The sequence below is a fragment of the Facklamia sp. HMSC062C11 genome (assembly GCF_001810675.1).
In the GTDB taxonomy this organism is placed as follows: domain Bacteria; phylum Bacillota; class Bacilli; order Lactobacillales; family Aerococcaceae; genus Facklamia; species Facklamia hominis.
In genome coordinates this window covers 105,299-118,952 of the sequence record NZ_KV802382.1, presented here as the reverse complement: position 1 = coordinate 118,952, position 13,654 = coordinate 105,299, and the positions used below count along the sequence as shown (strand labels likewise).

12 protein-coding genes are annotated in these 13,654 nt (G+C 39.2%); all 12 read right to left on the bottom strand.

Annotated elements, in window-relative coordinates; genetic code table 11:
- Nucleotides 1-3: 3 nt before the first annotated feature.
- The 12 genes from HMPREF2758_RS02185 to HMPREF2758_RS02130 all read right to left on the bottom strand — a co-directional run bounded on the left by HMPREF2758_RS02185 (nucleotide 4) and on the right by HMPREF2758_RS02130 (nucleotide 13,607).
- Entirely contained in the window at nucleotides 4-1,020 is a 1,017-nt protein-coding gene (locus tag HMPREF2758_RS02185) for an MraY family glycosyltransferase (protein ID WP_231285852.1), read from the bottom strand.
- A 20-nt stretch (nucleotides 1,021-1,040) separates the two neighbouring features.
- Nucleotides 1,041-1,868 (bottom strand): ammonia-dependent NAD(+) synthetase, encoded by an 828-nt coding sequence (gene nadE / locus HMPREF2758_RS02180; RefSeq protein ID WP_070608932.1) that lies wholly within the window; start codon nucleotides 1,866-1,868, stop codon nucleotides 1,041-1,043.
- A gap of 11 nt (nucleotides 1,869-1,879) precedes the next feature.
- Nucleotides 1,880-3,382 carry a nicotinate phosphoribosyltransferase gene (locus tag HMPREF2758_RS02175; protein WP_070608930.1) on the bottom strand — a complete coding sequence of 501 codons (1,503 nt, stop codon included), beginning with the start codon at nucleotides 3,380-3,382 and terminating at the stop codon, nucleotides 1,880-1,882.
- Nucleotides 3,383-3,557: 175 nt separating this feature from the next.
- Nucleotides 3,558-4,952 carry a sugar transferase gene (locus HMPREF2758_RS02170; RefSeq protein WP_016648822.1) on the bottom strand — a complete coding sequence of 465 codons (1,395 nt, stop codon included), beginning with the start codon at nucleotides 4,950-4,952 and terminating at the stop codon, nucleotides 3,558-3,560.
- Between the two features lie 276 nt (nucleotides 4,953-5,228).
- A complete protein-coding gene (locus HMPREF2758_RS02165) occupies nucleotides 5,229-6,203 on the bottom strand; it encodes a ribose-phosphate diphosphokinase (RefSeq protein ID WP_035392864.1) in 975 nt (324 codons plus the stop codon).
- Nucleotides 6,204-6,227: 24 nt separating this feature from the next.
- The gene (gene glmU / locus HMPREF2758_RS02160) at nucleotides 6,228-7,589 is read right to left on the bottom strand and encodes a bifunctional UDP-N-acetylglucosamine diphosphorylase/glucosamine-1-phosphate N-acetyltransferase GlmU (RefSeq protein ID WP_070608979.1); all 1,362 of its coding nucleotides are present in this window, start codon (nucleotides 7,587-7,589) and stop codon (nucleotides 6,228-6,230) included.
- A 39-nt stretch (nucleotides 7,590-7,628) separates the two neighbouring features.
- Entirely contained in the window at nucleotides 7,629-8,519 is an 891-nt protein-coding gene (purR, locus tag HMPREF2758_RS02155; protein ID WP_148128870.1) for a pur operon repressor, read from the bottom strand.
- Nucleotides 8,520-8,632: 113 nt separating this feature from the next.
- Complete coding sequence (locus HMPREF2758_RS02150; protein WP_070608928.1) at nucleotides 8,633-9,478, bottom strand: metal ABC transporter permease; 846 nt, start codon at nucleotides 9,476-9,478, stop codon at nucleotides 8,633-8,635.
- Nucleotides 9,427-10,131, bottom strand: a complete 705-nt coding sequence (locus HMPREF2758_RS02145; protein WP_070608926.1) for a metal ABC transporter ATP-binding protein — start codon at nucleotides 10,129-10,131, stop codon at nucleotides 9,427-9,429. Before HMPREF2758_RS02145 ends, HMPREF2758_RS02150 begins: the two co-directional genes overlap by 52 nt.
- A gap of 123 nt (nucleotides 10,132-10,254) precedes the next feature.
- A complete protein-coding gene (locus HMPREF2758_RS02140) occupies nucleotides 10,255-11,457 on the bottom strand; it encodes a YcjF family protein (protein WP_070608924.1) in 1,203 nt (400 codons plus the stop codon).
- Nucleotides 11,458-11,471: 14 nt separating this feature from the next.
- On the bottom strand, nucleotides 11,472-12,170 hold the full coding sequence (locus tag HMPREF2758_RS02135) for a zinc metallopeptidase (protein ID WP_006908244.1): 699 nt from the start codon (nucleotides 12,168-12,170) through the stop codon (nucleotides 11,472-11,474).
- 147 nt (nucleotides 12,171-12,317) lie between these two features.
- Entirely contained in the window at nucleotides 12,318-13,607 is a 1,290-nt protein-coding gene (locus HMPREF2758_RS02130) for a uracil-xanthine permease family protein (RefSeq protein WP_070608922.1), read from the bottom strand.
- Nucleotides 13,608-13,654 lie beyond the last annotated feature (47 nt).

Genomic DNA, 13,654 nt, shown 5'->3' with positions numbered 1-13,654 from the left:
AAATCACGATCGATTATCTTTTCCTAAAAAATAAGTCCATAGTGCCATAGATAGTAGAATCATAATGATCACAGAAAAAATGCTTACCTTATATTGAGGATAAGCCTGTAAGGCAAAAGCGAGAACTGAGAACATCATCGTCATGATGATCATTAAAAAATTTATCTGTCCCTGAGTCCATCCCCGGCGTAACAATCGATGGTGGATATGATCACGATCGCCTAATGTAATCGGCTGTCCATTTAAAAATCGACGAATAATCGCATAAATCGTATCAAACAAGGGCACCGCATAAATTAAGACTGGCAAAACTAAGGTATACAAACTAGCGTGCTTCAAATTTCTTACTGTCATCGCTGCATACATAAACCCGATAAATAAAGAACCCGTATCTCCTAGAATGATTTTTGCAGGCGGCCAGTTAAAAATCCAAAAACCCAAAATTGCTGATAAAAGTAACAATAACATCAAAACAAAGTCTACCTGAATGGTGAGCGAAAAACTAAGCGTCACCATGATCATGGAGACTAAACTCGTTATTGAAACACTGGAAGATAGTCCATCAATCCCATCAATTAAATTAAAGGCATTCGTCAAGAAATAGATCCATATAAGCGTAAATACATAGGCCAAGGGACCGCTCATCCAGCTAGGAAAGGTGTCCAAAATCGCCGAAGTAAACACAATATGATCCACCCGATAAATCAAATGACAAGCAATAATTATCCCGATTGATTTTAACACCGGGCTAAGAGTCAGACAATCATCCAAAAGACCCGTTAAAAGGACCACTGTAGAAGCTATTAATAGTCCCCATTGCCGTGTATCAAAATATGGCCAAGCCATGTAATAGTTAAGCCAAAAACTAATATAGATCGCTAGACCCCCAAAAAAAGGCTTTTGACTTTTCTTATCTTTGGGCAAAAAGCCTTTTTGACTAATCCAGATGAGTGAATAGGTCAGCACACTGGAAATCAAACAAGTAAGTATAGCCCGAATCATCAAATTTACTAGCAACAAGGTATCCCTTCTCTCATCTGCTACTTCCAAAAATCATCAAAAACAGTAATGGGCAAATGACGCTTATGTTTCGTTTTTAGATACCAATTCTCAATGACACGAGCTGCCGATTCTGAAACAGCCTGCCCCATTAAATATTGATCAATTTCATCATAAGACACACCTAGAGCCTCCTCATCCGATTGCATCGGCCGCTGATCTTCCAAATCAGCGGTCGGTATTTTTTTATAAAGAGCAGGAGGGCAATCTAAATAAGCCAATAATTGACGACCTTGTGATTTCGTTAACCGCCAAATCGGCATCAAATCTGCCGCCCCGTCTCCGTATTTGGTAAAAAAGCCTGTCACACTCTCTGCAGCATGATCCGTGCCTAATACCACCCCTTGATTTTGGCCAGCAATAGCATATTGAATGATCATCCGCATCCGCGCCTTAATATTTCCCTTATTAAAATCAGAGATCTCTTGGCCTGCTTCTTGTAGACTTTGAACCGTCTTATCCGTGGAAGACTTAATATTAACCGTTATCACCTGATCCGCTTTAATATAGTCCAGGGCTGCTTGAGCATCTGCTTGGTCCAATTGATCACCATAAGGCAGACGGACTGCGATAAATCGATAATTGATGGCTGGATGGGCCTGTCTTAATCGATCAATGGCCATTTGAGCTAACTTTCCAACCAAAGTTGAATCCTGCCCCCCTGAAATACCCAAAACTAAACTAGTCAGCCCTGAATGATAGCTAAGGTAATCCATCATTAATTGGATGCTACGTTCAATTTCTTCTTGAGGATCAATGATTGGTTGAACCTTTAAGAATTCCATAATTTCAGCTTGCAAAGAACGCATCTAATCTCCCCCTAGTCATCACTCAAATCTAATTCATCCGCCAATACTCTGGCATTTTCAGCGACTCTTTGGCGAATGGCATCAATGGAATCCATCTTCAACTGATAGAGCTTGGTAGACAGATCGACTGGATAGATTTGTGGGTTTAAAATTCGTTTATGTTCTTCCCATAGACAATCCAAATTGCTTTTTGCATATTGACGTATTTCTTCTAAGGTCGGCAAATCATAGATACGTTGTCCTTGATCATAGATTACTTGGAGTAAGGGTCTGGCATTAAATTCTTTAACTGTTTTATTGATATATGGATACACCGGATGGAACATATAAAGCGAATCTAAGCCTTTAAGTTCTTCATCTATTAAAGCCACATAATCCCCTTCGGATTTTCCATCTTTTTGCCGAGTAATGCGCCAAACTTGCTTTTCGCCTGGAGTAGTAATCTTACTAGCATTAGAAGAAATCTTCATCGTTGGAACCAAGTGTCCTGTTTGATCTTCAATACTTACCAATTTATACACTGCACCCAAAGCTGGTTGGTCATAGGCTGTAATGATTTTTGTTCCAATACCCCAAGAGTTAATCTTAGCACCCTGCATTCTCAAGTTCAAAATGGTTTTTTCATCTAAATCGTTGGAAGCAACAATTAGTGCCTCTGGGAAACCCGCTTCATCGAGTTGTTCCCGAATCCGTTTCGATAGATAGGCCATATCCCCCGAATCAATCCGTACCCCAATAAAATTAATCTGATCTCCCATCTCCCTAGCTACCTTAATAGCGGTAGGAAGACCTGATTTCAAAGTGTCATAAGTATCAATTAAGAAGACAACATCTCGATGGGTTTGAGCATATGCTTTAAATGCTTCATACTCATCACGGTAGGCTTGCACCAAAGCGTGGGCATGTGTCCCAGAAATAGGCATACCAAATAACTTCCCAGCTCGAACATTAGAAGTAGAATTAAATCCTCCAATATAGGTTGCACGTGCACCCCATACCGCAGCATCCATTTCCTGAGCTCGTCTAGCACCGAATTCAGCAATACTGTCTCCTTCACCTGCTACAGATCGAATTCGAGCTGCTTTTGTCGCAATCAAGGTCTGATAATTCACGATATTTAGGATCGCCGTCTCCACTAGTTGACACTGACCCAAGGGACCGGAAACCTGCATAAGTGGTTCATCTGCATAACATAACTCTCCTTCAACCATCGATCGAACAGTGAGTTGTAATTCCATTTTTGATAAATAATCTAAAAATTCTGGTGAATACAATCCTAACCCAGCTAAGTATTCAATATCTGATTTTGAAAAGCGAAACTGATCTAAATAATTAATAACCCTTTCCAATCCAGCAAAAATAGCATAACCATTTTGAAAGGGGTTCTTGCGAAAATACACTTCAAAGACCGCTTGTTTTTGATCGATTCCTTTTTCCCAGTATGTTTTTAACATATTTATTTCATATAGATCTGTATGTAGCATCAAACTATCATCTGGATACCGATAAGTCATCCCCTCATCCTCCACCTTGTAATATTCACTTTCTATTGTATCATATTCTCTCACTGCAAAAACAAGTTAGATACTTTCAAACAATGGCATATTATCGAGCAAACAAAAATTTACCGACTTATATCACTAAGCCGGTAAATCCTTTTTTCCTATTTTACTAGGAACTCCTATTCAGTTAGTCTTCCAAAATCTGAAGTTGATCCTTGAAATCTTCCCAAGAAAGCTGGTTAAGCGTCTGTTCTTCAATCCCCCTCGCAGAAACTTTATCGAAGAGAATTTTTAAAGTCTGAAATAGCAATTTAAAATCAAAGGCTAAAGAATACTTCTTAATATACAAGAGATCAAAATTTAGCTTACTATTGAAGTCTGTCGCATATTTTCCATAGACTTGCGCATAGCCCGTAATTCCAGCCCGAACTTGATGCCTAAGGTCATAATATGGATTCTGCTGCTTAAATTGGTTAACAAAAAAAGGTCGTTCAGGCCTTGGACCCACCAAGGACATTTCTCCTTTTAAAACGTTAATCATTTGCGGCAACTCGTCGATTCGGGTAGATCGAATAAACTTACCCACCTTGGTGATCCGTTGGTCATTGGAGCTTGCCAAAACAGGGCCAGAAACTTGCTCTGCCTCTTGGCTCATTGAGCGAAACTTTAAAATTTTAAAAACTTTTTGTCCCTTAGTTACGCGTTCTTGCTTATAAAAAACGGGTCCCGGACTATCAAAATGAATCGCTAGCGCCGTTACCAACATGACCGGCGATAACAGGACTAGAGAAGTTAAAGCCACCAAAATATCTAACGACCGCTTAAGAATAGCTTGTTCAAAAGGAATAGAAAATCCGGATAGTTCAATAATACTTTCATCCTCAAATGACATAATATTAGGATTGACCATCATTAAATTAGCAAATTGAGTGCCTAAAAATAATTTCTTATCTTGACGCATAAGATACTCATAGATTCTTAAACGTTCTGCTTCTTCAACATAACCCGTTAAATAAACAATATCAATCTGATCACTATAATCCTGTACTTTTTGATAGTAATCCTCAAATCCAACAAATACTACTTGATGTCGTTGGTTAGTCATTCGGGAGAAATTGACAACCGCTTCAAAAACCTGATCCTTTTGACCTAAAATCATAATCCGTTTTCGTCCCGACAAACGATGATATAGCCAGTAGGAAAAGGCATTAAAGACATATAAAAGCCCAGTCCCTACTAATAAATTCAGTAAAATAACCGATCTGGGGAAAGTCAGCCAAGCTCCCGCATAGCTCAAAGCCATCATAAAAACCATCATAAAGACCTGGCCTAAAAAGGTAAAATAAAACAAATCCAAATAAGTTTTATTGTAAAAAATATATGTCCCAAATAGAATATGGATCACAATAAAACCCAACAAAATCCAAAGATAAGATGCTTGAAAAGCTTGAAAGTTACGCATTGGGATTTGTGTCCAAAATTTTAAATAAAACGATACATAAATACTCAATAAGTTGACCAAGGAAGCGATGCATACTACAACAATCCGCAATAAATTATTCAATTCTTTTTTATGGGTCATTATAAACCTCTTTTCATAAAGCTAATATCGCTATTATACCATCGTATTCCATCTTTTGTTGACATTTTTAATTTATTCCATGAATTCTATTTAAAAGAAGCAGAGTCTAATCGAACTGTTTGAACGAGTGGATACTCAAAGTTAAATAAAATAACTTACATAAGTATATAATTATTATCCGTTCACTATTTAAAAACTAATTTAAAGAGGCTGTAACTAAAATGTCACAGCCTCTATGCATAATCGATCGCTTACCCCTTATCGGACGAACCATCATTATTTATTAGAAAATTTTTCATTAAATAGGGGTGAAACAGAGCGGTTTTCATGAATTCGTTTGATCGCTTCACCAATTAGTCGTGCGACCGATACAATTTCGATTTTATCAATCCGTTTTTCTTCTGGCAACAGAATCGAATCTGTTACAATCACTTTTTTAATGACGGAATTTGTCAATCGTTCAATGGCAGGGCCTGATAAAACCGGATGGGTACAGCAAGCATAGACCTCTGTAGCACCGCGATCCACTAAGGCTTGTGCCGCAATCGAAATCGTTCCAGCTGTATCAATCATATCATCAATGATAACAGCTCGTTTACCCTCAACCGATCCCACAATATTCATCACTTCAGCGACGTTAGGACGGGGACGGCGCTTATCCACAATGGCAATCGGCGACTTTAAAAATTCCGCTAATTTACGGGCGCGTGTCACGCCTCCGTGGTCTGGAGATACAACCACGACATCATCCCCCACCAAATTATTATCAATAAAGTAATTCGCGAGTAAGGGTGCCCCCAACAAGTGATCAACTGGAATATCAAAGAAGCCTTGAATTTGTGCCGCATGAAGGTCTAAAGCTACTAAGCGATTAACACCTGCATTTTCAAGCATATTGGCTACTAACTTAGCCGTAATGGGTTCACGAGACTGGGACTTACGATCTTGACGGGCATACCCATAATAAGGAACGACCACATTGATCGTTTTTGCAGAAGCTCGACGCAAAGCATCTACCATAATTAACAATTCCATCAAATGATCGTTCACAGGATTAGATGTTGATTGAACAATATAAACATGCGAACCGCGAATCGATTCTTCAATGTTAACACGAATCTCCCCATCAGCAAAGTGGGTTAAAGACACCTTACCAAGCTCGAGGCCAACCGCTTGAGCGACTTTTTCCGCTAAAGGTTGGTTGGAACTCAATGCAAAGATCTTCAACTTTGGGTCGGCGTAATGATTCATATTCGTCAAAGGAAATCCCTCTTTCTATTTGTTTGTATTAAATTTTTGCCAATAATCTGCTTTATTTACCTGTCTACTTCGTGCAATCCCCAAACTTTCTGAATCGATATCCTCCGTGATTGTCGATCCCGCAGCGATCACCGATCGATCCCCCACCACAACTGGCGAGACAATGTTTGAATTGGATCCAAGAAATACTTGGTCGCCAATCTTTGAATGATGTTTCTTTTTACCATCATAATTGCAAAAAATAACACCACAGCCAACATTAACTGATTCACCTAATTCTGCATCGCCAATATAAGCGAGATGCCCAGCCTTTGTTTCTGCGTGTAGGGTCGCATTTTTTACCTCCACAAAATTACCAATATGAACGCCCTCACCTAAATTACTATGGGGTCTTAGATGAGCAAATGGTCCAATCGTTACCTGCTTAGCAATCTGTGAATGTTCCAAGAAGGATTGACGAATTTGCACTCCATCTCCGATCACGCAGCAATCAATCTCTGAATGCGCTCCAATTAAACATCCTTTTCCAATACTGGTTTTCCCTTTAAGTTGAACACCAGCTTCTACAACTGTATCTGAGCCAATCGTAACATCCACTTCTAAGTACACCGAATCCGGATTCGTAAAAGTCACACCCTGACGCATATGATCTTCAACAAGTCGACGATTCATTAGCAATTGAGCCTTAGAAAGCGCCAAACGATCATTGACACCTAAAGACTCACTCACATCTTCCATAACATAAGCAGATACCTTTTCAGATTGATTCGTTAAAATAGAAATAACATCCGGAAGATAATATTCACCTTGAGCATTATCATTTCCCACTTGTTCTAATGCTTGGAATAAAGCCTGATTGTCAAAGATATAAGTGCCGGTATTAATTTCTCGAACAGGCCGTTCAGAATCTTTTGCATCTTTTTCTTCAACAATCCGTATAACTCCACCGTTTTGATCACGGATAACTCGGCCATAGCCTTTAGGATCGTCAATTTCTGCAGTCAATATCGTCGCTTTTGACTGACTTGTCTCATGGTATGTGAACAAATCATTTAAAGTTGATCCTTTTAGAAGTGGCGTATCTCCACAAACCACCAAGGTATTACCTGGCTTATCTTGAAGGAGTTCCTTTGCCTGTAAGACTGCATGTCCTGTTCCCAACTGCTGATCCTGTATAACAAACTGACATTGATCTGCCAATTCATGCTTAACTAAATCAGCACCTTTTCCAACAATTGTTACCTTTTCACTTACACGGCACGCATTAACCGCACGCAGTACATGTCCCACCATGGGCAAGCCTGAAATCGGATGTAACACCTTTGGCAAAGACGACTTCATCCGAGTACCCAATCCTGCAGCTAATATGACTGCCATTCTTTCCACTCAATCAACACCCCTTTTCAACACGTTTACCTACATTATAACGCTTCCTATGTTATTTATCCATCCGCCTTCGCCGATTGAAAAAAAATTCCCTAATTGGGTTTCTAGTTGATGATGCCCCACCTCATTATTATAGGCTAAGCTTGTTTCAAATAAAGCTTGATAATTTGGTAAGGCTACACGCCCTTGTGCTTTATTTTCTGCGAAAACACAAATACCAACCGCCTTAGAATTAAATTCTTCCATCAAACTTAATAAACCGGCCATCGTTCCCCCATTACGTAGAAAATCATCTACCATTAGTACTTTTGAATGAGCTTGTAGCGATTGCTTGGATAGCTCCATTTTTTGAACCACTTGGTGTGATCCAGATATATAATTAATCGAAATGGTAGATCCCTCAATTTTGGAAGATTCTCTTCTTGCGACCACATAGGGAACATTTAAAAATGAAGCCACCATCGCTGCTAAGCCGATTCCCTTGGCTTCAATCGTCACTACAGCATCAATTTTTTTTGAATAATACTTAAAGGCTATTAATTGAGCGATCGATTTTAAAATATATGGATCTTGTAGTAGATCATTCACATAAATATAATTACCAGGTAAAATCCGTTTGCCTTCCAACATCTTGTCCTGAATTAAAGTCTGTAAATCTTGAACAGCTTTTTCCGATAAAGCCGGTCTAAAAATAACCCCGCCGGATTTTCCGGTAAAGGTTTCAACGACACCTGTTTGACGAGCAAGCATAACCTCCTTGATCATCTCGATATCTTCAGAAACAGAGGCCTTTGCACACCCAAATTCCTGGGTAAAACGAGCAAAATTAATTAACTGATTGGGCGCTTGCATTAATACTTGCGTCATCGCAATTAATCGCTGGTTTCGTTTATATTTGAAAGTCCCATGATCATTCGCCATTCTTCTTACTCCTTTAACTGTTTTTTTTACTTTATCACGATTACTTAACAGTTTCAAATATAGCAAAAAGCCATGATCCAAGGATCACAGCTTTATTTAAAAAGGCAATTATGTTAAGAACGAATTTCTAAATTAGCTTGTCTTTTCTTTTGAAAAGTCTGATAAATTTTTTGCCCCAGGGTTACAATAAGGAAAATCCCCATAAAAGATAAGGTAATGCTTGCCCCAGGCGGAGTGTCATAGTTAAAAGAACATACCAGGCCCACAAGAATCCCAAGCATATTAATGATAATACCAATCACAATGCTTTGATTAAAAGAACGTGCGATCCGAATGGCAGTTGCTGATGGGATAACAATTAAAGCTGATACTAATAAAGCACCCACAATCGGCATCATAATTGAAATCGCTACACCTGTTAATACTGAAAAACAAGTAGAGATAAATTTAACCGGCAACCCCGAGGTCCGAGCGGTTGCTTCATCAAAAGACACCACATAGAGAGGTTTGCGAAAGATTAAATATAGGGCCATGACCAAAATAGCTACCGTGACTAATAATTTTAATTCATTCGCTTGAATCAGAATAATTGAACCAAACAAAAACTGATCCACTTGGAAATTACTCTGGCTCGTATTTAAACTGAGTAAAACTAGGGCTAAGGCCATCCCAGTAGACATCATCAAAGCGACTGATATTTCTGAAAAATCACGATAAATCGTTCGAAGATATTCAATACCTAGAGAAGCCAAAACAACCACTAACAAGGTTGCATAAGTCGGTGAAATGTGTAATAACAAACCTAAAGCTACCCCGGCTAGAGAAATATGAGAAAGGGTATCCGCCAATAAGGATTGTTGACGTAAAATTAAAAACAAACCGATAATCGGCGTGATAAAAGACATTGCTAATCCAGCAATGAGTGCTCGTTGGATGAATTCATACTGAAACATCTCCACGGTGACCCCTCCTCTCTGATTAAACGAATTTCACGATCATAGAAGCCCTCTATTTCATCATCAGCATGCGTGACCATCATAATTGTCTTTCCATGTTCTTTAGTCAAGTGCTGTAATAAACGATAAAAACTTTTCCTTGATTGACTATCCATACCCGCTGTGGGCTCGTCAAGCACATAAAAATCGGGGTCTAAGGCAAAAATACGTGCGAGTATCACCTTCTGCTTTTGCCCACCTGATAACTGTCCGATCAGACGATGCCGCAAATGAGCCATACCTACTGCATCAAGAGCCCGATCAACGTGCTCATAGTCTTTATCGTCGAGAGGCTTAAACCAACGCCCTTGGGAATAGCGTCCTGACTCAACAAATCGTTGAACGGTTGAAGGGAATCCCGCATTGAAAGCATTGATATTTTGAGCAACATAACCAATTGATAATTTCCCTCCGCGAGAATTTTTAGGTGCTAAATATACTTTTCCTGTAGCAGGTTTAAATAAACCGATAATATTTTTTATTAACGTTGATTTAGCTGCCCCATTTTCTCCCGTTAAAATGACAAATTCTCCTTCATGAATGGTGAAGTTAATTTGATTTAATACTTTTTCCTGATCGTAATAAAAAGATAAATCTTCTACTTTTAATATTTCCATGTGACCCCTCCGAACCACAAAAAGTAATAATTACTAAATAGCTAGGGTTTATCATAAAATGATCCGTCACCATTGTCAAGTCTAGATGCTAAATACGTGTCACCAGCATTTTTTATTTTGTCATTACTTATTATTCGATTCTAACCATTTTTTCAAGATAGCTTGACCTTGTTTGCTTGAAAACAACTTTTGACCGTGCTGCAATTCACGCTTAAATTGTTGCCTCATCAAAGTTTGTATTTGTCTCAATGGTATCCTCTTACCCTGAGATTCAGAAACAGCAATTTTTCTTAATGCTTCAATGTAAGCATAAGCCAAAGCCATCGTTAATGTTGCGGCAGTCGTTCCATTTAACAAGCCACCCCCTAAAAAAGATAAGCCTGGTACCCATTTAATCATAGAGGTTACAATATATTTGCCTAATGCTGTGGCCCCACTCGTTCCTCCAATACCGGCTAAAATGCTCATTATTTGAGCCATATCTAAAGATAAACCAAACAAAGCCGTAATCTGAGCCAACATGCTAATTTGCATAGGCACTAATAAAGAAGCGTCTGCAACAGGAATCGGGATAAAACCAATACCGAAAGCAGATGAAATATATGTTTTAGCCCAACGTTTCGCCTTAGTAACTTTCAAATCAATATCGGCTTGTTGGGCATTGATAAAAGCCTGGTGAAGCTCCTCTGGTAGAATTGCCATTGTCGTCATTATCAATTCCTTTAATCCAAAAGCAGCCATTTCTTGACCATTGGCTAATTTTACTGGCTTAGCTAAGACAGGAATAACGGCCTTAACTTGACTGAGATGGGCTTCTAAATACTGCTTAAATTCAAAACTAGCTTGACTATAGGCTTGCGTAATCACAATAATAACAGGTAGTTTTTGGCTCAGGTGCTCGATTAAAAGAAGTTCTTGTTCTTCAATTCGACCCATTCCGCCATGAATACAATAGTAAACAAAGTGAATCGCTTCTGTGGGTCCTTTTGCTTTCTGCAAATCAATCAACTCAAATATTCCTTGAATCGTTTGAGATTGTTCAGACTGACCCAATTCCAATCCCCGACTATCATATAAAGTAATAGGCATCCCCTCTTTAGTTAACTTTATCAAGTGATCCGTTACCGGTAGCCCCATACCAGTTCTTGCAACCTCCTCACGAAACAAAGCATTTATCAGCGTTGATTTGCCAGCACCTGTCTTACCGACCAATAAAATATTAACTGGTTGCATTCGATCAACTTGTTGCTGACTCTCTTGAAGTAACTCCTTCGCCATTCGAGGATTCCATTTGAATCGATTTAGCTTTTGCCAGATTTTAGCCATGGATTCCCTCCTCACTAATCTCTTCTAGATCGGTTGGATAAAAGAATTAAACGGAATATTTGTAGAGCGGTTGAAATAGTTGCTGCTAAATAGGTAAATGCCGCTGCCCGGAGAACCTTCCTTGCTGCTGGTAATTCTTCACTCCGAAATACATTTTCTGCTTCTAAGCTCTTTAGAGCACGACGAGAGGCATCTAATTCAACGGGTAGAGTCACCAATTGGAATAACAATGCTGCTGACAAGGCAATAATACCAACCCAAATCAAGCCTGTCAGTTGAAACAAGAAACCAATAATAATCAAGGGCATTCCTATCGAAGAACCGAATTGTGTCACTGGCACTAAAGCAGCTCGCCACCTTAACAAAGGATAACCCACGGCATCTTGAACAGCATGACCACATTCATGGGCCGCTACCGCTACCGCTGCAATCGATGTTTGATCATAGGTGGCATCCGATAATCTTAGCACTTTGTTTTGGGGGTCATAATGGTCCGTCAAAGCACCCCTCACCCGTTCAATACGAACATCATGGATATTATTTGCCCTTAAAATATGATCGGCAGCTTGTTGACCAGAAATATTTTTTTGGGTCGCATACTGGTTATACTTTGAAAATGTCGATTTAACAAGATATTGAGCCAGCATCACTAAGCCCATACCAATTAACACATAAATATAGGTGCTATCAAAATAAAAGCCATAAGGAAACATTGATTCTCCTCCTCTAAAGATTAGTTCTTTATATGTATCTTATCAAAAGCCTCTTAAAAAAACTATTCTTGAGCTTAGGCTTCTTCAACAAAAAAGACCGCAGGCTAGTTCCTGCAGTCTCCATGTTACCTGTTAAATTAATCGTCATTAATCATGGTCAGTTTTTTCTTCTTTTAACATTAAGTTTAAAGCAATTCCGACCAGGGCGGATAGGGCCGTCCCCGAAAGAACAAAGGATCCTCCAAAATCAAGAACTGCACCACCCAAACCTATTACCAACATGGCTGAGGCAATAATCAAGTTACGTGATTGCGTAAAATCAGTCCGATCTTGAATTAAAACTTTCAATCCGTTACTGGCAATAACACCGTAGAGTAGAATCGACATACCTCCTAGAACAGCTGGCGGAATGGTTCCAATTAAGGCATTAAATTTTCCTAGAAAACTAAGGGCTATTGCAATCAGGGCTGCATTACGAATAACATTCACAGAAGCCACTCTGGTTAAAGCGATGACACCTGTATTTTCACCATAAGTCGTATTAGCAGGTCCACCAATAAAAGCAGACACAAAAGTAGCTACACCGTCCCCTAATAGAGTACGATTTAATCCTGGATCTTCTAAGAAATTCTGCTGACAAACTTCCCCTAGAACAATATGATCCCCTGTATGTTCTGAAACAGTCACTAAAGCTATCGGTATGATTGCCCACGCTTCCGGTCCAAAATAAAAGTGATATTGCTTCCAATTTTCTATCGGTGTCGCAAATGGTAAGCTGAGATCAGGCAACTGAATCCATGCTGCTTCAATTACCGGTCCAAAATCAACCATTCCTAATAGGCAGGCTATAATATAACCTCCCACAATCGCAATTAAAAATGGAATAACTCGTATGAAACCTTTAGTGTATACTTGAATAAATACAGAAATTAATAAGGAAGCAACTGCTACAAGGACATTTCGCCAATCTCCACCAGATACGAGCCCAGCATTCGTTACGGCAGATGATGCTAATCCCAAGCCAATTACCATAATCATGGGTCCAATCACAATAGGGGGTAGAATCTTATTCAACCACTTAGTCCCTGTCTTAGAAATAATCAAAGATACCAAGACATAGACTAGTCCAACCATCATGATCCCCGTTTGAGCTGCAGAAATATCCCCACCCATCTGCTCCATAGCTAAGGACATGGCTGTAATATAAGCAAAAGAAGAACCAAGATAGACCGGAACCTTGGATTTCGTCGCTGTAATATATATTAAGGTTCCCACACCACTGGCTAGTAAAGCCGTAGACACAGATAAGCCTAAAATTAAAGGGACTAAAACCGTTGCCCCAAACATCGCAAAGACGTGCTGAAAACTAAGTAGTAACCCCTTGGCAAAACTTGGCTTTTCAGAGGGTTGTAAAATTAATGTTGTCACTTTTTCCATAGTATTCTCCCTTTTTAGGGCATAAAAAATAGCCCTTGTATTCGAAA